The sequence below is a fragment of the Ramlibacter sp. AN1133 genome (assembly GCF_037890035.1).
Lineage (GTDB): Bacteria > Pseudomonadota > Gammaproteobacteria > Burkholderiales > Burkholderiaceae_C > Ramlibacter.
The window spans coordinates 18092-37666 of sequence record NZ_JBBKTQ010000009.1; the positions used below are offsets into that span (position 1 = coordinate 18092).

22 protein-coding genes and 1 riboswitch are annotated in these 19575 nt (G+C 65.9%); of the genes, 15 read left to right on the top strand and 7 right to left on the bottom strand.

Annotated features, from left to right (window positions below; translation table 11 throughout):
• Nucleotides 1–25 precede the first annotated feature (25 nt).
• Nucleotides 26–1558 (top strand): IS1182 family transposase, encoded by a 1533-nt coding sequence (locus WG923_RS14090; protein ID WP_340351612.1) that lies wholly within the window; start codon nt 26–28, stop codon nt 1556–1558.
• A gap of 895 nt (nt 1559–2453) precedes the next feature.
• Here WG923_RS14090 and WG923_RS14095 read toward each other — a convergent pair.
• Nucleotides 2454–3557 (bottom strand): DUF4268 domain-containing protein, encoded by a 1104-nt coding sequence (locus WG923_RS14095; protein ID WP_340351613.1) that lies wholly within the window; start codon nt 3555–3557, stop codon nt 2454–2456.
• A gap of 83 nt (nt 3558–3640) precedes the next feature.
• On the opposite strand from WG923_RS14095, the gene WG923_RS14100 reads away from it, so the two are divergent.
• From WG923_RS14100 to WG923_RS14110, 3 genes are all read left to right on the top strand, one after another.
• Nucleotides 3641–4000 carry a DUF4326 domain-containing protein gene (locus tag WG923_RS14100; RefSeq protein ID WP_340351614.1) on the top strand — a complete coding sequence of 120 codons (360 nt, stop codon included), beginning with the start codon at nt 3641–3643 and terminating at the stop codon, nt 3998–4000.
• Between the two features lie 60 nt (nt 4001–4060).
• Nucleotides 4061–4162, top strand: a riboswitch (SAM-I-IV-variant riboswitch).
• A 159-nt stretch (nt 4163–4321) separates the two neighbouring features.
• Nucleotides 4322–4651 carry a helix-turn-helix domain-containing protein gene (locus tag WG923_RS14105; protein WP_340351615.1) on the top strand — a complete coding sequence of 110 codons (330 nt, stop codon included), beginning with the start codon at nt 4322–4324 and terminating at the stop codon, nt 4649–4651.
• Nucleotides 4652–4777: 126 nt separating this feature from the next.
• Entirely contained in the window at nt 4778–5098 is a 321-nt protein-coding gene (locus tag WG923_RS14110; protein WP_340351616.1) for a hypothetical protein, read from the top strand.
• Nucleotides 5099–5110: 12 nt separating this feature from the next.
• On the opposite strand, the gene WG923_RS14115 is transcribed toward WG923_RS14110, so the two are convergent.
• Nucleotides 5111–7480, bottom strand: a complete 2370-nt coding sequence (locus WG923_RS14115) for a DotA/TraY family protein (RefSeq protein WP_340351617.1) — start codon at nt 7478–7480, stop codon at nt 5111–5113.
• A gap of 195 nt (nt 7481–7675) precedes the next feature.
• Between WG923_RS14115 and WG923_RS14120 the strand changes: the two genes are divergently transcribed.
• From WG923_RS14120 to WG923_RS14160, 9 genes are all read left to right on the top strand, one after another.
• Nucleotides 7676–8533, top strand: coding sequence for a hypothetical protein (locus WG923_RS14120; protein WP_340351618.1), 858 nt, complete (start codon nt 7676–7678; stop codon nt 8531–8533).
• On the top strand, nt 8526–8957 hold the full coding sequence (locus WG923_RS14125) for a hypothetical protein (protein WP_340351619.1): 432 nt from the start codon (nt 8526–8528) through the stop codon (nt 8955–8957). The genes WG923_RS14120 and WG923_RS14125 overlap by 8 nt, the downstream gene beginning before the upstream one ends.
• Before the next feature lie 21 nt (nt 8958–8978).
• On the top strand, nt 8979–9668 hold the full coding sequence (locus WG923_RS14130; protein WP_340351620.1) for a hypothetical protein: 690 nt from the start codon (nt 8979–8981) through the stop codon (nt 9666–9668).
• An 8-nt stretch (nt 9669–9676) separates the two neighbouring features.
• Complete coding sequence (locus WG923_RS14135; protein WP_340351621.1) at nt 9677–10225, top strand: LysM peptidoglycan-binding domain-containing protein; 549 nt, start codon at nt 9677–9679, stop codon at nt 10223–10225.
• The gene (locus WG923_RS14140; RefSeq protein ID WP_340351622.1) at nt 10218–11099 is read left to right on the top strand and encodes a hypothetical protein; all 882 of its coding nucleotides are present in this window, start codon (nt 10218–10220) and stop codon (nt 11097–11099) included. The genes WG923_RS14135 and WG923_RS14140 overlap by 8 nt, the downstream gene beginning before the upstream one ends.
• Nucleotides 11096–11638, top strand: a complete 543-nt coding sequence (locus WG923_RS14145) for a hypothetical protein (protein WP_340351623.1) — start codon at nt 11096–11098, stop codon at nt 11636–11638. Before WG923_RS14140 ends, WG923_RS14145 begins: the two co-directional genes overlap by 4 nt.
• 56 nt (nt 11639–11694) lie before the next feature.
• Entirely contained in the window at nt 11695–12279 is a 585-nt protein-coding gene (locus WG923_RS14150) for a hypothetical protein (protein WP_340351624.1), read from the top strand.
• A gap of 31 nt (nt 12280–12310) precedes the next feature.
• Nucleotides 12311–12625: a DUF4031 domain-containing protein gene (locus WG923_RS14155; protein ID WP_340351625.1), complete on the top strand. Its 315-nt coding sequence runs from the start codon at nt 12311–12313 to the stop codon at nt 12623–12625.
• Nucleotides 12626–12842: 217 nt separating this feature from the next.
• Nucleotides 12843–13562: a GNAT family N-acetyltransferase gene (locus tag WG923_RS14160; RefSeq protein ID WP_340351626.1), complete on the top strand. Its 720-nt coding sequence runs from the start codon at nt 12843–12845 to the stop codon at nt 13560–13562.
• A gap of 83 nt (nt 13563–13645) precedes the next feature.
• Here WG923_RS14160 and WG923_RS14165 read toward each other — a convergent pair whose 3' ends face one another.
• A complete protein-coding gene (locus tag WG923_RS14165; RefSeq protein ID WP_340351627.1) occupies nt 13646–14032 on the bottom strand; it encodes a hypothetical protein in 387 nt (128 codons plus the stop codon).
• 120 nt (nt 14033–14152) lie between these two features.
• Here WG923_RS14165 and WG923_RS14170 point away from each other — a divergent pair, with 120 nt between their 5' ends.
• Nucleotides 14153–15037 (top strand): hypothetical protein, encoded by an 885-nt coding sequence (locus WG923_RS14170; RefSeq protein WP_340351628.1) that lies wholly within the window; start codon nt 14153–14155, stop codon nt 15035–15037.
• 96 nt (nt 15038–15133) lie between these two features.
• Here the strand turns inward: WG923_RS14170 and WG923_RS14175 are convergent, their stop codons facing one another.
• Both WG923_RS14175 and WG923_RS14180 read right to left on the bottom strand, forming a co-directional pair.
• Nucleotides 15134–15499, bottom strand: coding sequence for a hypothetical protein (locus WG923_RS14175; RefSeq protein ID WP_340351629.1), 366 nt, complete (start codon nt 15497–15499; stop codon nt 15134–15136).
• On the bottom strand, nt 15496–16014 hold the full coding sequence (locus WG923_RS14180) for a hypothetical protein (protein WP_340351630.1): 519 nt from the start codon (nt 16012–16014) through the stop codon (nt 15496–15498). The genes WG923_RS14175 and WG923_RS14180 overlap by 4 nt, the downstream gene beginning before the upstream one ends.
• 232 nt (nt 16015–16246) lie before the next feature.
• Here WG923_RS14180 and WG923_RS14185 point away from each other — a divergent pair, with 232 nt between their 5' ends.
• Nucleotides 16247–17389 (top strand): hypothetical protein, encoded by a 1143-nt coding sequence (locus WG923_RS14185; protein ID WP_340351631.1) that lies wholly within the window; start codon nt 16247–16249, stop codon nt 17387–17389.
• 124 nt (nt 17390–17513) lie between these two features.
• Here the strand turns inward: WG923_RS14185 and WG923_RS14190 are convergent, their stop codons facing one another.
• Both WG923_RS14190 and WG923_RS14195 read right to left on the bottom strand, forming a co-directional pair.
• Nucleotides 17514–18185, bottom strand: a complete 672-nt coding sequence (locus WG923_RS14190; protein WP_340351632.1) for a hypothetical protein — start codon at nt 18183–18185, stop codon at nt 17514–17516.
• Nucleotides 18186–18297: 112 nt separating this feature from the next.
• On the bottom strand, nt 18298–19572 hold the full coding sequence (locus tag WG923_RS14195) for a hypothetical protein (protein WP_340351633.1): 1275 nt from the start codon (nt 19570–19572) through the stop codon (nt 18298–18300).
• Nucleotides 19573–19575 lie beyond the last annotated feature (3 nt).

Below are 19575 nucleotides of genomic sequence, written 5' to 3' on the forward strand. Positions count from 1 at the left end.
GAGCATCGCATTCGCCGCAAACGCCATGCCCCGCTACAAGCCCGTTCACCGAGATCCGCTGCTGCTGCCGGTGGTGTTGACGGAGCAGATCCACTCCGGCACGTTCGAATTCGCCTTGGACCACTTGGTCGATCACGAACTTGACCTGTCGGGACTGGACGCGAGGTTTCGCAACGACGAGACCGGTGCCAGCGCCTACGACCCACGCGTGATGCTCAAGATCGTGCTGCTGGCGTACAGCCGGGGGCTGGTCTCCAGCCGGCGCATCGAGCAGGCGTGCCGCCAGAACGTGCTGTTCATGGCCCTCAGCGGCGACTCGCAACCGAGCTACACGCACATCGCGAAGTTCGTGCGGGAGCTGGGCGAGCAGATCCAGCCGTTGTTCACGCAGGTGCTGGTCACCTGTGATCGGCAAGGTCTGATCGGGCGGCAGATGTTCGCCATCGACGGGGTGAAGTTGCCTTCCAACGCCAGCAAGGAGCGCAGCGGCAGCCACGCGCAGCTGCGCCACCGCGCCGAGCGACTGGACAAGGCGGCTCGCAAGATGATCGAGCTACATCGCAGCCGCGATGACGCAGGCGATGAGGGCGTCGCTGGCGCCGACCGCCAGCAGCGCATCGAGGCGCTGCAAAGGGAAGCCCAGGCCACGCGCGACTTCCTGGCGCGCGAGCAGCAGCGGCGCAACCGCAAGGGCCAGGAGCTGAAGTCCAACGTCACGGACAATGACAGCGCCAAGATGGCGACCAGCAAGGGCGTCATCCAGGGCTTCGCGGCACAGGCGGCGGTCGATGCGAGCCACCAGGTGATCGTCGCCGCCGAGGTGACCGGGTCGGGGTCGGAGCAGTCGATGCTGCTGCCGATGATCGAGCAGACCGACCGGGTGCGTGCGGCGCACACCATCATCACTGCCGATGCGGGCTATCACAGCAAGGAGAACATGCAGGCGCTGCAGCAGGCCCGCATTCCCGCGATGGTGGCGGACGGCCAGATGCGAAAGCGTGACGAGCGCCTTGCCGGCCAGGAGCGCCACAGGGTCAAGCCCGATCCACTGCATGACAAGTCGAGCACGCGGGTGCAACCGGTGCGCCTGTTCCGCCCAGGTGACTTCATCGTCGATGAGCAGACCAACAGCTGCGTGTGTCCGGCGGGCCAGCGGATGTACAGCAGTGGCAGTTGCTGCAAGATCAACGGGCGCGTCGCGCACAAATTCAAGGGGACGAAGGCGGGCTGCGGCGCGTGCCAGTTGCGCGCCCAGTGCCTGCGGCACCCACAGCGTACTGAAGTGCGGCAGGTGGCGATGTTCGCCAGAGGGCAACCCAGCGCACACGTGGCCACGCAGCTGATGAGGCGCGCGATCGACTCCGCGCGCGGCCGCAGTATCTATAGCCGACGCATTGCCACCGTGGAGCCCGTGTTCGCCAACCTGCGCCACAACAAACGGCTGGACCGATTCACGCTGCGAGGCAAGGACAAGGTCGGCACGCAGTGGCGGCTTTACTGCATGGTCCACAACTTCGAGAAGCTCGCACGCAACGGATACCGTGATGGTCGGGGCTGAAGGGTGGTTGGCGCGCTTTCGCAGCCTTGCGGGATCGATTCTGGCTGGCAGAATGGCCCACAACCAACCCGCAGGGGCGAAGCAGGAGAAAAGCGCGATGGTGGCGTGTCGAACCGATCAACGCAAACAGCAAGCCCGCGGGAAGCTGGTTTTTGCACAGCCTCGTTAGTCCGCCGATGCAAATGTCTGGACTCAAACGCGTGCCTATCGTAGCGACGGCACTGTGGACGTTGCTCTTATTGGCCGGCTACTTGTTAGAACCCGTATTCCGCTGGAAGGAGTTCGTGGTTTTGGGCGTTATCGCGCCGCTCGTACCGTGGTTACTTTGGTGGGGCTGGCGGGGATTCAAGCTAACGCAAAAACGTGATTCTTAGGAGCAGCGGACCTGTGAAATGCATCGTTGCTGCGCGTGCTGCTGGAACGAGGAAATGGTTATGGGCTGGCGCATCTTCTGCTCATGCTGGCGCGAAGGGCGTCGCCGGCACGTGAAGAGGATCGTCGTCGCGTCCCTCGGCCAGGGGTGCCGCCAGTTCTCCACCTCCGGGGACCGGGGCCCGCTCTGGCGCGCCCATCACCGTCGTTACCCAGTCGCGCTTGCGACGGCCAACAGGCTTTCGCAGGCGAGCCGCAAGCGCGCAGCCTCGGCAATCAGGGTGATCGGAATGCCCACGCCACCACGCCACTTCTGCCGTGCTCGAGCCAAGCGAGCCCAGGCGGCGCTCCACCTCTGCGTGCGCGTCGCGGGCCTGTGCCCAAGAAACGGGAACCTCGGCGTTCTTCTTCTCGACCATGCACGGCAAGGGTACCCGGTGCCGCCGAACAAGGCCTTCGGCCATTCTGATGAGGGACGCGCGTCCCGAGTTGCAGCAGCCGGTGGTGCCTAGCGGGGCCGCGCTCAGTACGCGAGGTGCGCGACGCGGGGGCGCATGGTGTTGTCAAGCCGCACCATTGCGTCCACCATTTGCTCGTAGATCTTCGGCCAGTCCTCCTGCGGCGACTTGTAGCCGCCGTCGACGACGAAACGGATGCGGCAGCCCTCGCCCTCGGGCAGTTCCTGCCATTCAAGCGCCGCGCCGAAGGCCGCCTCGATCTGGTCCTTCTGCGCCTGCAGCGCCCTGAAGGCAGCCTTGTTGCGGGCCGACTGCCCGGCGCCGTGCCCGATCCACAGCTCCACCTGGGAGTCGTGCTGCCGCGTGGTGTAGGTGAGGGTGAAGCCGGCGCGTCCGATGCCGCCTGCGAGCCAGCCATCCTGCGTGGGCTTGCGGTTGGCGTGCACCTCGCTCCTGGTCCGCGCCACCGCGAGCAGGCCTTCCCAGAACTTATAGCGCTGTTCGTGGCGTTCGCTGCGATCCAGCCGCTCCGCCTGCTTCTTCACGCCGATCTGCGTCTGGAAGGCCGACGCCTCCGGCAACGGAATGAGCTGCTGCACGTCCAGCAGCACCGTACCGGTGTCCATGCGGTAGGGCTTCAGGCGCACGCACCGCACGTCGATGCCGCGGTCGATGAACCACATCACCGCGGTGGTGAGCTCCTTGCTGAAGTCCGCGGCCGCCAGGATGACGCGCGTGTCCAGCCCGAACTGATCTTCCGCGACCTCGTCCCAGCCGAGAAAGTCCAAGATCGCCGCCTTGGCCTCGTCCCGGTCCTGGCTGGTCCCCCGGAAGCGGGCATGGGTGTCCACCAGTTGCTCGAAGGTCATGGCCGACACCATGGCTGCATAGCGCATGGCCTGCAGCTCCATATGACCGCCGTCTTCCGTGCGCTTGAGCTCCACTACCACCAGGTTCGCATCGCGATCGATGCACAGAAGGTCGATGCGGCGCAGGCTGTCGATCCAGTCGCCGAACTCCTCCGCGATCACCATGAGGCGCGGATCCAGCACCGCGATGTTCTCGCGCAGCATGCGCTGCAGGTCCTTGCGCTCCAGGATGCCTTCGACGCCGAAGGTCGTGGGAACAACTGCCTTGAGTTCCTTGTTCGCAACCTGATAGATCGGCATGTCGTGAGGGCCCTCCTCCACAGATGCTACCAAGCCGCCGCGGCCTGTTTGGCGCTGGCACTTGCGCATGCTAGGTTGTCCCGATGCCCACCCGCCTTCAACTGCGCCGCACGAAAGGCTGGCGCATCCCTCCAGGAACGGTGAACTGCGCGCGGCCTGGTCGCTGGGGCAACCCGTTCCCGGTGGAGCAGTACGGCCTGGCCCTGAGCCTGGCCCTGTTCGAGAATGCAGTACGTGGGATCTGGAACCCCGCGACGCTCGCCGGCGCCAGTGACCTGCAGGTCGTCCGCGCCTACGAACAGCACAAGTCATTCCTCTCCCGCCTGGGTGGTCACCCAGAAGAGCGGGCCCAGGCGGAGCTGCGTGGGCGCGATCTCGCGTGCTGGTGTTCGCTTGAGGCCAGGTGTCACGTGGACATCTGGATGCGGCTCGCGAACGGATAGGTCTCCGTGCGGGCGGAGAGCGTGGGGAGTGACAGCGCATTTCGGACGCTCTACAATGCACACCAACATCAACGAGTCGGGCAAACGCCCGCGCCAACCTGCCGCAACCGGGGCAAGGTGGTCCAAGGATGCGGCCCTGGCGGGGCAACCAAACCGGATCCAAACCCGCCAGGCATGCCTTGCGGGTTTGCTTTTTCCGCATGGCACTCTTCCTGGACGTTGCTGCGGGCCGGCCGCCTCCAATCGTGGGAATGGCCTGGGGTTTCAAGACGGCGATGCCCCCCGAGGCGCGGTCCTCAAAGTGCATGGTGGGAGACGGACATGCTGGTAAAAGACCAGATCGCGAAGCACATGAAGACCCGCATGATCAGCGTCATGCAACTCGCTGACATGGTGGGCGTCAGCGAGCAGTCGGTGCGGTACTGGCTGAGCGGACGGAACCGCCCGTCGCGCCGGCATCTACCGGCGCTTGAAGCGGCACTGCAGGCGCAAATCGATCTTCGCGAGGGCACCCCCTCCGCGGAAGGACGGGCACTAGGAGAGGTCGAATCCGTTGCGCGAGACTTAGAGCTCACGCGGCAGATCCTCATGTTGCCACCGGGCCCACGCGAAGGCATTGTCGCGCTCGTGAGCGCACTCGCACGCGGTTGAATCTTCCGTTGCCCGTTGCTTGACATTGTCGCCGCCTGCCCTACTCTGGCGGCGAGCATTTCCTGAAGTCAGGTTCCGTCGCTATGCTTCTGGAGTGCGGTCAGAACGTGACGACAGGAGAGGGATATGGGGTACTCACCGGCCGGTGATCTGGTGCAGGCGATAGGGGACGCCGCGGGGGCCAAGGCCCGCGAGCTGCAGTCGCGGCGCGAGGCACGCGACGCCGAGCAATTGAACGAAGCAGTTAGCAAGCTGCGCGAGGACAATGCTGCGAATTTGGCAGAGAAGTACGCCCTGCGTGCAGCACTGGCAAAGCTAGACCCCGATCACCCTCTGGTTGTGAATGCAGCGCTGCGCGAACGCATTCACCAAGCTGGAATCCGCGCAATTGCGTTGACGAACGACTGGGAAGCTGCCCGGGAGGCCGGCGAGACCTTCCGCTACTGAGCGCTGCGCTCGCTAGCGCCCACGGCCTGCCGCAGAGGCACTCGCCGTCGCACCAGCCTTGTTCGCTGCTGCCTTGCCCTTATTCAGCTGGTCGCGCAGCGCCCCCACTTGCCCCATCGCATTCGGCGCGAATCGCGCGCCGATCATGAACACCCCGTGCACCTTGTCCTCGGTCTCGCGACCCAGGTGAGAGCTGATGTTGCCGCCGATGAAGCCGATCACCTGGTCCGGGATCACGTGAATCAGGTTGAAGCTGGCGGAGATCAGGGTCAAGTTCATGATCCCAAAGATCAGCAGGAATCCCACGATGGAGAAGATGCCGGTGAGGCTATTTCCCTGCACGTTCGCCATCGCGGGCAGAAACATCTGGGCCTGCAGCGTTCCGACCACGATCATCAGCGCGCTGGCCACGAAGAAGGCGATCACCATCAGCGCGGGCCGGCCCACGACGTTCAGCAGGAACAGGTAGCCGTGGCTCGTGCGCTGCCCCATGCCCTCCCCTTCGCCCTCGAGGTGGGCCATGGCATGCAGGGACGCCCCCGCCAGGCCCTCGATCACCGACGCCGCATACGCGAGTAGCGCCCCGATCCACACGATGAAGGGGATCATCGGCACGTAGATCGACAGGAATGCGCCCAGGGCAAGCAGCAGAACCGCCGCCAGCTTCAACACGGAGAAGAGCTCGCCGATCGAGTCACCGCTCTTGTCCGGAGCACCCCCGATCACGCTTGCGGCGCCCTTCACGACTTTCCCCACCGCGGCGAACTTGGTGGCGGCCCACTCGACGGCGGCGCTTCCGATCAGCAAGGAGGAACTGAAGGACATGACGTAGTCGCCCAGGTTCTTCATCATCAGCACCGGATTGACCAGCCCGGTGGAGTCGAAGCTGAAGGTCGACCCGTTGCCTCCTCCTCCAGAGCCGATCGCCGACGCGCGGATCGCAGCGGACACCAGGCCCTGACCAAGGCTACAGTTGCCCGTGGCCGTCCCGACCATGCCGTTGACCTTCTGCGCCACCCAGCTGGACCCCAGCACGGAATCGCCGGCGCAGAGGTCCTTGATGGAGCTGTCCAGGATCGCGCGGGTCGCGTCACCCGTCGCGGGCCGCTCGCTCGCAAGGGCCTGGCGGAGGGCGTCGTCCGCCGCCGCCACGGCGTCCGCAGTGGTCTTGTCCAGGTAACCGGATCCGGCACCAATCGGCGTCGAGCTGATCGACGGACCCTTCGCGGCGTCCGCAATCGCCGCATTGGCTTCGGCGAAGGTAGAGAACCACGCACCCAAGCCGAACCACCCCATGGCGGTCATGTTGCTCTTGACGTCCGAATTCAGCGCTTGCGCGTTCACCTTGGTGTTGCTGATCGCCGCACGCGAGCCTTTGATGAACTCCTCCGAGATTGCGTTCAGATCACTGAGCGGCGCGGGAGGTGCCGCGGCACCTGCATTCATGTTGGCCACCCGCTGATTGAACCACTGCGCACCCAATGCGATGGAGCGGGTGGCCGTGGCCTCCATCCCGGTCTTGTACGCCGAGGCGGCCGCCTGCGCGATCGCCCCATAGTCGACACCGCCGCTTCGGAAGGCCGTCATGCTGCTCGATTGCCGGCTGGTCCACTGCATGTAGATCGAGCCGCATTTCTGCGGGTCGTCGGCGCTGCCGAAGCGGTACCCGCTTTCCTGCTTGTCCTGCACGAGATACGGTTGCGCGTTCACGAGCTGGGTGGGCTGCAAGGGCGTGCCCTGCTGCCGGTGCGTTGCCTCGGCCGCCTGTTGGGCCGCCAGGCAAACCCCCGAGAGAAACGAGTTCTGCGCTGCCTTGCGCACATCAGCGACGGCAGTGGGCACGAAGCCGTCCTGCACCACCAGGGCCTGCATGGCGGACGTGTTGTCCACAGCGGAGGTCATCAGCTGGTTGCCGATCCCGATGCCCACCGCGGTCATGAGCATCATGATCGACTGGAACATCGTGAAGCCCTGGAAGATCGGCACCATGCCTGCGATGCCCACCGTCATGCGGATGGGGAACCAGACCGTCGACAGGCGCTTGCCCAGGACCTCTCCCTCGTGCGCAGTCTGCACCACGCCGGACACCACCCCGTACATCGCCCACGCGAAACCCACGGTGAACAGCGCCGTGTTCAGCACGATGAACAGGCTTCCCAGCAACGTCGTGGGAGAGCCCGGCGAGAACGGGTTGTCGGCGAAGCCTCCGAAGATGTAGCGCCACAGCTTCATCGACCAGTCGCCCGACGGCGTGGCGTTCATCAGCCCCGTGAAGTCCGAGGGGCTCGGGATCGACTGTCCGAATGCCGCAACAGAGCACAGGCTCAGGGCCATCAGCGCCAGGCCGGAAAGGATTCGGGAGCAGGTCTTCGAGCGGTACATGGTGGGCCCTCACGCAGGCGCCGACTGCTTTGATTTGTCGGTTTGCGCCTGTATCATCTTGCAAACCAACTATACCCCTTCAGGGTCCTGTGGACCAAGTGCCCGGCGTGGTGGTGTTTGTCAGGGCAGTTGGCTGCTAGGGCCGGCCGCCACACCTGACGGCGAGCCGCCGGATGGGGGAGGACCGCGGAACACATGAACTGCCCTGCCAACCACACCGACGCGCCGCTCGACTCCCCGGGCCGCAAGCAACCCAGCGACCAGGCGATCAACGAGAAATGGAGCGAACTTTGTAGCCAGGAGGGGCTCAGCTGGCCGGACAAGGTCCGCGCCATGGTGCGGCACTTCGCACCGGCGGCCGTGCACCACCCGGACACGGCGCTGCTGGACTTCCTCGGCACCGAGTACCTCGATCTCACCTGCTTCGCCATCCCCACCGGCGCCGGTGATGCCGACGTGGGGTGGAGGCTCACGCAGGAGCGCATGGGTGAGCTGCAGCCCGAGGAGATCGCCGTCCACTGGCGCGACGAACCACGCAAGGCAATCCGCGAAGCCATGGCGGCCCTGGGCTACGTGCCTCCGGCCGAGCCCGCCGGAGAGCCGGCAAGCAAGCTGGAGCGCGTGCCCCAGGTGTTCCGTGCGGCCACCGACATCGCCGGCCATGCAGTCGTCGAGGCGTTCCTGCCCTGCATCAACGGCCTGCAGGCCTGGGTGTGCGTCGCCGACCTGGGGAAGGACGAACCCAGCGACGAGATGTTCGGCGGGCTCGATCGCGATGCCTTGGCACGCCAGATCGCCTGCGGGCTGAACGGAGAGGTTGGTGCCGCCTTGGTATGCACCGAGGCGAGCCTGCGGCCGGACGCCGTGCGCGCTGCACTGCAAGACCTGCGCGCCCTGGTGCTGCGCATGCGGGGGAACTACCCCCTGCCCCACAGCGACGGCCACGCGGAGATGAAGGCCGCCGATGCGGCCCTCGCCATGCTGGAGTACGTCCGGTCAGAACTGGTCCAGGCGCCCTTCCGCGAGCGCGCGCGCGAGGTCCCCGGTGGCTGATACCGCCGCCCCCGCCACGCCCGGCCCCGATGCCCGGAAGCTGGAGATCCTTCAGCACACCCTCGGCCTGGACGAATACGGCCGTCGCCGAATCGACCGCAACCATTTCGTCACTGGCCCTGGCGGCATCGACCACCCCCACTGCATGGCGCTGGTGCGGGCTGGCCTCATGACGCGCGCTCCCGGCAATCCGCTCACCGGCGGAAGCGACTTGTTCCAGGCAACGAAGGACGGCCGCGCGTATGCGGCGGAGCACAGCCCGTCTCCGCCGAGGCTGACGCGCAGCCAGCGGCGCTACCAGGAATTCCTCGACGCCGACAGCGGCCTGTCGTTTCGCGAGTGGCTCCAGGCCGACGCCAGCACGCGCCGGTCCCTGGCCGACCCATCCACGTGCGAGCAGCCGGGCCGTGAGCGCTGCCGCTGAACATCTACCGAACGAGGTCCCATGAGCAGCTACGACCCCGCCCGATTCCCCGGCCGCGCTCCCGGCGCGGTGGACTTCCTCACCACCACGGCGCACGCACTTCCGCGCACGCTGGGCGACCGCGACACCATCGCCGCCATGTCGTCGGCGATGGAGCTGGCCATCGACAGCGGCATGCAGTTCTCCCTGAAGGACGGCGAGCGCCTGCGCCGCCTAGGCATCAGCCGGCAGGTGGGCATCTTCGACCCGCTGTGGGAGGGCTATTACGAGCGCGCCTGCGCGATGGGCGGCACCTACGCGCGCCTGTACGAAGCCGTAGTCCTGGGCCGGCCCTGGATGGCTCCCAAGGTGTTTCGCTGCGACTGGGCGGTGCCGCGGATGGTGGGCAGGTACGCCCGGCCCGACGGCTTGGTGGAGAACGCCCGCGTCGCCAAGAACTTCGCCGTGCTGCTGGATCGGGAGGACGAGCCCGAGAATCGCCTCTCCCGCGCGCTGGACCGCCAGGTGTGGTTCTGCACCTCGATGGACAGCGCCCGGATTGTGCTGTGCCGCTACTCGCAGCAGCAGAACCCCTTCGAGCGCAGCGGCGCGCCGGCCAAGCGCTGGATCCTCTCGCGCGACGACTGGGACCGCGAGGTGCGCCAGGAGCAGGCGCAGCAGCAGCCCGCCGCCGAGGTTCCGCGCGCCGATCACGAGCGCGCTGCCGCGTAGGGGCCGACATGAAGATCTACCGCGCCAAGCTCAAGTCCAAACGCGCAATGGAGCGCGACATCCCGCGGGAGCGCTGGGGCTGGTGGCACGACGTCTGCCCTGGCCAGACGCTGACGCTGCGCGATGCCACAGCTGCCGACCTGGAGCGCTGCATCCTCGGCGATCACGCCAGCAAGGATCCGGCCGACTATCTGTGCGAGACCTTCGAAGGCGGCTGCCTCGTGTCCCGGGAAGCTGTCGGCCATCTCGGGGAGCTGCCCCAGGTGCCCGCGTCGCAGTTGGGATGGCACGGGCCCGCTCACATCACCGACAGCGGCGAGAGCCTGTGCGGCATCGCCCTGCGGCAGCTCGGAGACGAGCGCCGATGGACGGAGATCCGTGACCTGAATGCCGACCGCTTCCCCGACATGCTCGGCGCCGACTACTACCCGGTCGGCACCGTGCTGCGGATGCCCGTGCAGCGTCCCCGTGATCATGCAACGCACCCCGATGGCATGGAGATGCCGAGGGAGACGCAAGTCGACTGCCGCAACCACAGTGAGGTTCCCCATGCGTAAGCCAAAATATCCCGTCGGCGCCAAGGTGACGTACACCAACCAGCAGGGCGTACGCTTTCCCGGCAAGACGGTGATCGGAGTCGACGCAGCAAAGTGGAGCTCCGACGAGCCGCGCTACTTCATCGACCCCACCGACACGCCCTGGTGCAGCGTCCCGGAGAACGGCCTGGCCACCGATCGCGAGGTGGAGAACGCCGACCTGAAGGAGCTGCACCGGCGCCTGCTGGAAGGCACCTTCTTCAAGGACTACGACGAGGATCAGCGCCTCATGGGCGTGCTGCGCCGGCACCTCGACGAGTTCCGGCCCATCCCGTTCGCGCCGGCGCGCATCACCACCTCCTCCGATGGCACGCAGATCTTCGTTCTGTCGTCCGAGGCCCTCGAGGACGCTTGCCGCGCCAAGTTCCGTGGCTGGGACAACCCGCGCCACTACGGCGAGGCCGCGAAGGCGCTGCGGCGCGCCGAAGTAGCCGGCGAAGTCGCCGCCGGCCTGCCCGAGGTGGAGCGCGCCGACAGGAACGCTCACCACCGGGCGCTCTCGCTGCTCAACGAGGTCCGCCAACACTTCACCCGCGACGACGACTTGCCGGACAATCTGCTGTCGCGGATCGACGCCCTCGTCGACGGCACGAGCGCGCCCCAGGTGTCTTCCCCGGCGGCGCTGACGCTGGCCGCGCGGATCGCGGCGGCCGTGCTGGAGGACGAGAAGCCCGAGAACGGCGGCTGCGACGTCAGCGCGGGCCTGTTCGGTCCCAACCTGTCTGCCCTCGTGCGCGAGATGGCACACGAAGCCCCGGAGTCGCCCGAGGGCGATGTGCTGGTGGACGCAGGGGCGGCCGCGGGCCCGTCACTGCGCGCGGAGCGCGAATCGTGAGCGCCGCCGCGCCCGAACAGCCGCAGGCGCCCAGCGCGCAAGCTGAGGGCGACGCGGCCGGCGCCCTCAGGTGGAGCGGCCTCATCGCGACGCAGCGCGCCTACGCACTGGGCCAGGCAGGCTGCCTGGATGCTGGGTTGGCCACGCTGGCCTGGAACGACGTCCCTGCGGCCCTGCGTGCGAGGCTGCTGTGCGGACCCATGGCCGCCCAGCAACAGGCGATCGCGCAGTCGAAGCACCGCGAACAGGAACTGCTCGCGCGCTTTCCCCGCGGGGGCCAGGTACAGATCGAAAAGAACGCCGTGATCGGAGGCAAGGGCTACGCCGGCCGCACGGGCGTGATCACCCGCGCCAACAGCCACGGAGGCTGGTATGTCCTGCTGGATCCCACACCGCGCGAGCGAACTCGCAAGGAAGTGCTGATCCTCGACAGCCCTGGCAACGTGCTCGTGCGAGCCCGCGACATCGTCTCCGACGGCGAGGTGGCCCCAGAGTGTGCGAAGCCCGACCGAGCCGCCGCCCGTCCTCGCGGAGGGTGAAGACCACCACGCATCGGCGCGCCGCACCGCCAACCACCACCGAGAGGACACGGCAGATGGCAGCTGACACGACGCCCGCGCCCGACATGGTCGACGCGGCCATCGAAGTTCCCAGACGGGCGCACGCCGGCCTGGAGGCCCTCCATCGCGTCACCACGGCGCTGTGCACCACCGGGTGCTACGAAGACCCGCGAGGCGACGCCACGCTGGCCCTATTTGGACTGCTGGCCGTCCTGGACGCACCGCCGTTCCAGCTTGCCGCACCGGCGCCCGGCTCCGTGGGTGACGTGCTGCGCAGGTCGGGGCTCACCGCGCACATCCGCGACGGCGACGTGATCCACCTGGCGGCCGCCCTGGAATTCGCGCGCCTGATGCGCGTTCATCCCGCCATTCCGGCGCCGCGGGCGGACACCTGGATCTCCGTCGGCGAACGCCTGCCCGCTCCGGACGCCCTGTGCGATTGGCTGATGCCCGAATCGGAGTTGAAGCACGAGTCCTGGGTTCTCTGCTCGGAATGCATGCTCACGGCGAGCGTGCCTGGCTCGGCGACGCACTGGCGCCCGGCCCAGACCTTACCCGCTCGCGCGCGCCGCGCGCCGCGGCCCGGCACCGCTGCGGGGGGCGGCAGCCCCGAAGCCTGAGCGCGGCGCTCGTTTCACCAGCATTGCGGACATGGTCTACGTCGACGACATGCGCGCGCAGGTAGGCACCATGGTCATGTGTCATATGATCGCCGACTCGGATGAGGAGCTTCACGCGATGGCAGATCGCATCGGCGTGTCACGCCGATGGTTCCAGCACCCCGGAAGGCCCACCCGCCACTACGACATCTCCCTGTCAAAACGGGCTCTTGCAGTTGCCGCCAACGCGGTGCAGATCACCTGGCGCCAAGCAGGCTGCATGACCGCGCGCAGGCGTGCCACGGGCAGTCTTGGGAGCCCGGACGACGCCATCCAGTGGCGTCGAAACCACGAGCCCGTGGCGTGACCGCCACCTCAGACCCCGCGGCGCGTAAGGGAAGGTCGTAAGGCGGAGCACGTCCGTATTACTCCCAGAGCGAGCTAGCAACTTGCAGCACGCTTTGCCTTGTCACAGCGCAAGTCCGCGCTTTCAAATGCCCGTAGGCTCTTGTGCAAAGCACTTAGCCTGAATGCTTGCTCGCTGTTTGCCTTGCGAGCGTTTGTTGTTGTAAGTCAATTAAGTTATGGAGAATTCGATCATGCGCGGTGCGGCACCCCTGCGGGCCTGGGTCGCCGAAACGGCAGCCGACATGCAAGCCGTCGCTCGACTCAGGTACGAGGTGTACATCGAGGAACAGGGAAAGCCGTATCCCAGCGCGGACCACGCCAACCGGACTTGGACGGACGCTCTCGATCTGGCGAACCCCAGCGTCATCCTTGTCGCGGCCGGGGACCTGGTCGTCGGCACCATCCGGGTGAACGCCTTGGATGACCCCGAGGTGCGGGCGGTGTACGGGCCGGTGTTCGATCTGACCGGCGCTGGCGCTCCGTTCGCGGAAGATGCGGTGGTGTGCTCCAGGCTTGCGGTCGCTCCGCGGCATCGCAATGGACGAGCGCGCGCACTGTTGCTCCAGACGATTTTTGAGCACGGCCTCGCGGGCGGGGCCAAGCATTGCTTTGCTGCGAGCGCCGCGCCGCTATTGCGCCTGTTTCGCTCCTATGGCTTTCGCGAGTACGCAGGCCCAGTGCAGGACCCGGTGGTCGGCAAGCTGAGACGCAGCGTGCTCAAGCTGCATGACCTGCGGCATCTTGAGGCGGTGGGCTCGCCGTTCGTGCCCAGCGCTAAGCGCCTTCTCTCCATCGCAGACGCCCACGAGCCATGTCCGACCGAACATCACCGGCGCCTGGGTCGTGTCTTGCCCGAGGTGAACTTGCTCGTTCGCGGGGGCTACGCGAACGCCTGATGCCGGGTGCGGGCGTCCGGAGAAAGTGCCTTGGCGTTCGCTCTGCCCATGATGGTCTGGCCACCACCGCAACACTCTGCGCGTCACCCGCCGCGCAATCGGTCGCGGATCGCGGCTGGGTAGGCGCTCTCGTCGTGTCCGTACATCTGGCGGACGGCCTCCTGCGCGCGCAGTTGTCGCTTGTGGCGCTCGACGTCCGTGAGGGGCGAATTACCGATGCGCATCTCCTCGCCCCCCGCATCGGTTTGCGACACGCATGAGCCGGTCCGGCGGTCCCAGACGGCATAAGCGAAGCTCACCCTGGTGACTACCTGGATTCCGCCAAGGTCGATCAGCAAGTGCTCCCAGCCGTCGCTGTCGAACAAGCGAGACGCCCAGTCCACCGGCTCGCCGGCGCGCGGCGGGTAGTGCGAGCGAGAGGCCACGGCGGCGTTGTCGGCTGACGGCATGCGGATCTCGCTTGCACGCATGAGAGAACTCCGTCGGACTAAGTCTCTAGTGCATCCGATAATCACAGCGGCAGGCGAGGCGTTGCGCATATCGCATCGACGATCACACCCGCCCGCTGAGTTCTTATTGAAGGAGGGGTGATGTTTCGAATTCGGACGATTGCAGTTTTCGGCATGGTTGCGGCCTTGGTCGCGTGTGCGACACCTCCCCAGCGCAATTACGCCAGCACGGTCAAGCACAGCTACTCCGTGAGCGCAATTGACTTCAATGGCAAACCGATTCCAGGCGTGGACGTCAAAGTCACCGTCGATGCAATGGGGGACCCGATCAAAACGCAGGAGTGCAAGACCGACGAACAGGGGAGGTGCGCACTCTGGGGATACCAAGTCTCCATCGTTTTCCATGAATCCAATGCCAAGGCGGTGGCCACGAAGGACGGGTACTACACCACCAAAGGCAGTGCCTCAAGCACGGCCTCCTATGACCAGTACAAGGAAATCAAGCTTGAGATGCTACGCCCCGTCGACTTCCTCGAAGAAGAATTCGCGAACTCGAACGCAGACCGTGAGCTCCGCGAGCGCGTGTTGCGGTTTCTCGACGTCATCCGCCTTCAAAGCATCCTCAACGAAGGCGAGGTGATGATCAGAGGTATCGGCACGAGCGAGTTCAAGGGGAAGAAGTACCTGAGGGTGAAGATCAACAGCACGACGACGTACAACTCGCTGAAGCTTGACAAGTACGCCGTCGGCAAGCGGCTCTTCGATGAAACCGTGCGCAAGGTGCTCACCCCACTGAACGACGCAGTGGCAGCGCCCAAGGCGTATGCCGGATACGACATCGTTGTGTATGGCCACTCAAGGAGCTTCGCCGAAAAGGATGAGACGCCCAGCAAACTGGAGTACCGGTACTTGATGCCTGAATCAGTGGTTCGCCGGTACAAGGACAAGGACATCACCGGCCAGGCCCTGCTCGATGCCTCTGTCTTGCTGCTCGAGGACGAGCGCATCGACCTGAAGCTCCAGTAATCGACCTGCTCAGTCGCATCCCAAAATTTGCGCCCGCAGAGGCACGCGATTGGTCTCAAGAACCTACGCGGGGCGGCAAGGTTCTTCAACAGCCTGCTAGACGGCCATCGCGCGCGGCCGCGAGCTCGCAGCTCCGAATGAGCGCACCAGGTCGTCGGCGTCCTGTTCCGCGCGGCGGTGGAAGGCAACCTCGAAGGGATCCCGACCCAGTAGCGAGTCCCTGGAAGCAGCCAGCAGGGTCACTGCCGCCGGCGTGAGACTCGCCTGGCCGAGGCGGCGCGCCATCTCCAGGTTCTGCTGCGTGCGCATCTCCACGAGTTCGTTGACCACCTGGTCCAGCGGCAACTTCATCAGCGCCGCAACGGCTCGCACTGCCGGCCCGTCGTTGCGCAGGTCCGGGGCCACCCCGATCCAGCCAAGGCGCTCCTGCAGCAGCCTGCGGATGCGCTCTTGCGGGCTCATGCTGCGATCTCCCGCTCCGCGCCCACGTCCTCGAGCTGGTGCTCGATCAAAACTGGCCGCGGAACCGGATCACCCTTCTCCAGGGCCTCGGCCACGATGTTGCGATGCACGCGACGGATCGCAACCTCCAGGGACATCTTGCCGGTGTCGAGTGCCGCCTGCTTGAGGATCATGATCTGCTGGCCACGGATCTCCGCGCAGCTCGCATGCACTTCGGGCGAAGCGAAGCCGGGTTGGGCATTCACCATGTCCAGCAGCTCGCGGACCGCCCCCGCCGCCCAGGCGGACGGATTTCCGTCGGCCTGTGTCGCCAGCGGCTCCAGTGCGAGCCGCACTCGTTCCAGCGCGGCCTCCGCCTCCTGGTTTGCAGGGCTCAAGCAGATCTTTCCTCCCTCCATTTGAGGGTATACGGCCACCGGGATGATCCGCTGCCGGTACTCCGCGGGCATCATCGCGTAGGCAGGCACGCTCTGGCCAAGGGCCTCCAGCGGGTTCCGGGATACGACTGCGTCCATGATGCTTCTTCCAACTAGCTATATTCCTCTTGAGCACAGATTACCGGGGTTCTTAAGCGAAATCCAGTGCTCGCCTGCCGTTTGTCGGTAGATACGCCTGCAGTCTGCTCGCGTCAAATACTCTCGCGGACACGCAATCAAAGTTCCGGACTGGAGCGTCGCGGTTTGCACCGCTGACGCCCAATCGGGTTGCGGTCGAAAGGATCACGGGAGTTCCCCGAGGAGTCCGCAAATGAAGTTTCTTCCCCTCTTTGCTTTCGCTCTAGGCCTGTGCACTTGGGCAGGCGCTAGTGTCGCGGACGACCAGTGCGGCGGGATACCTGGCCAGAGGATTTCTGGGAGGCCTGAAAACAAACAAGTTCCCACGTATGCCACCCTGAAATTCCCAGGCGACCTCATCGCGGTGCGTGCACCACCCCTACGTGTCAATTCCGACGGCGGCAAGTCTTCCTACATCTTCAAGAAAGGGGAACAACGGCCGGACTTGGGATTCAGCTATCTGTCCGACGGCGTGGACCGCTGGGTTCCAAACCCTCCGGGCCTGCGCGGCAAGTCCGAAGGGAAGCGCTACCCATGCGACAAGTCCTGCGAAAAGGACCTCCTTGACGCCGCCGGGATGGACTTCGGCCCAGGCACCAAGGAATTCTGCGCGTTCGGCTTCGAAGTGGGGCCGGGTGCACCCTCCTGCGGAGATGGCAATTCAGTCATCGGGAATGGAAAAGGCAAGCCCCTGCTGCGCCAAGTGGGCAACACCCCAACGGCAGTCCTATCGGTTGACGGTAAGACGGAGCTCCTGCCATACCTGTCGACCACCTCGATAAAGCACCCAGAAAATGGAGCGCTCGTGTATTTGGATGCCGAGTCGGTACCCTTTCTTGTGACCACCGACAGGAACCTGTTCGGGCACATCGCGTGGGTCGGCGGCCCAGGATTGCACGGGACATGGGCGGTCTTTGCCGATTCCGGACACTTCGGCGAGGGGTCGATTGCCCTACACCAGTACCTGCTCTACAACAGGATCATTCCCCAAGCTCCCGGACACTTACCGGCTGAAATGCGCTGCAAGAAGCAGAAGAAGGAGCCTGAGTTCGATCCGCCGTTCGGGTCCGCTCCCGACATAAAGAATGACTTCTGCAAAGATGTGCACTCCTCTGTGACGGGCGGCACGAACGTGCGCGCGAACACCGGCTTGGATCACGTCGAAATGATGATCTTCGCCGGCGAGCCAAAATTTTCGCTGAACTCGTCGAAGGACCACGCACTAGAGACCGTCACGAAAGAATCCATCGATGCGAAGATGAAGGGGCACGAAGAGCAGGTAACCGCCATCGTCACATGCCTTCGGAATGTGAAGGCCGCCAAGCCTGCGCGGTAGGAACGCGCAGTTGCATGCCCCCGTCGTATGCGATCAGCTCATGGCATGGAAGAAGGCCCGATCAACCTGCGCTGACCGGGCACGAGTCATCAAGAGGCATGAGTAACTTCAAACAGGGATGTCGTCAGCCGGAGCGCGCCTGCCTCTGTGACTGGGTCGCATCGGGATGGATCTCCGCAGGCACAGTGGCGGCGAAGGCTGCGGCGATGTCCGAGGGCGAGAACTCCTGCACCTCGACGTTGCGCGACGCCCAGCGCGGATCTTCATCGTTCAGGTCCACGGCCTCCACTTGTCGAGCCTGCGCCGCCACCGGCACGGTTTCGTGAAACGTCGAGGGCTCGATCGGGCGTCGCGCCACGACAGGCGCACCCACAGGACGATCAAGCCTTGAGTCGTTGGCCGCTGGCGGCGCGCTCGGTGCGGTGCGGGGGGCCCAGGGCTGCAGAAGCTGTACCGCGCGCCGCAGCGCGCCGGTCGACGGTGGGGCTGCGGCCTGCACGTTGTGCGGAGGTAGCGACACCAGGTAGATCTGCTGCGGCTGCAGTTGCAGGCCCAGCAGCTCCTGCAGGCGCTGCGCGATGTAGCCGCGGATCGCTTCCAGCATCGTGGGCGGGACCGCCACGGGGGCCCGCAGTTCCATCGTGAGCTGTCGCCCGAAGGTAGACAGGTGCAGGTGCGACACGGTCACGTACAGGTCGACATCCGTCAGGGCCAGTTCGACGGCATGGGTGATTCTTCGGCGCTGCAGTGACAGCGGCAGCAGGCGCCCGAAGGCACGGTGCAGGTTGCTCGGCATGCCAGTGTGTCCTCCCCGGCGGGCGGGATAGTTGTCGATGTCCCCATATCGTTTTCGTGTGGTCCGAGCGGGGGGTGGTGTGTCGCGCGTGCGCACAGAGGCGCGCGCGCGTTCAATGGCTCGCCTGCCCGTGGAGCGTGATCAGCTGGGGCACCATCTCCTGACGCACCTGGGTGGCCACGCCCTGACCCGAAACGACCGCAAGCGTGTCCAGCCTTTCGGAGATGCGCTGCAGCAGGAGCACCTGGAACGCCATCATCGTCGTCTGCTCCTTCACGTGCGCCTCGGGCGGCAGACTGGCCATCTGCACGTGCCAGTTCTTGTTCAGGTACCGGCGCTCGGCCTCCAGGTTCATCATCTCGTCGACGCTCACGCCGCGGGTGCTCCAGCGTGGATAGGCCTTGTCCAGGTAATCCTTGGCGAAGGCGCCCGTCACGTCGCTGGCCAACAGCTGCTTGAGCACCGGCAGCAGCGCTGGGTTGGCCGTGCGGTTCTGCGCCAGGATGCGCGACGGCTTCTCGGCCAGCGACATCCGCGCCTCGAAGGAATCCTTGTAGGCCATGTACTGGCGGCCCTGAGAGCGCGCCAGGTCGGCCTTGGACAGCTGCGGGAGATCCACGGGCGTGCTGAGGTTGCGCAGGTACGCCTCCAGCGCCTGACGCTCGGCGCCGTCCGGATCGACGGTGAGCTTGCGCGAGAAGCTCGAGGCCATATCAGCGCGCTGCGGCCCATCGAACAGGGTCTCCGCGCGGATATCGGCGTCGGGGTGACCATTGCCGGCGTTGGGCGAGAACCCGGCAAGCGAGCAGGTGTTGGCCCGCACTGGGTTGCCGCGGGAGCTGACGAAGCTGCCGCAGGCGCCGCTTGCGGCCAGAGCAGCCTGGTGTTCCGGCGCCGGCGCGGGCGCGCGGCCCGCGGAGATGTCCAGCGCCTTCTGCATCTCGCCTGTCACGCCGCCCGAGGCGGAGCGCGTCCCGCCACCGGCGCCTCGCCCCACCCCGCCTCCCAGCGCCGGCGCGCCGCGCGTGGCGTCCTGCAGCCCCTTGGTGGCGGCCACGACGGCACAGGCGTCCGGGACGGCGTATCGGGCGTTCTGCCGCTCCGTTTCCATGGCGGCGTGCGTGCGCTGGTTCGCCTCGGCCACCAGCTCGGCGGACTTGGCCTGCTGCGCGCTCAGCGTTTGGGTGGCTCCCCGAAGCGCGTTGACGAGGGTGACGTTGAAGCCGGTGTTGATCGAGGTCACCACCGTGCCGATCGCCGTCGTCAGCGTCGTGGTCGCGGTCGCGATTGCGCTGGTGACGCATGTGTCACACACCGCGAAGGCCGACGGGCTCAGTGCCGAGAGCGCCAGAAAGATGGAGGCCAGAAATGGGCGGGTTGATTTCATGAC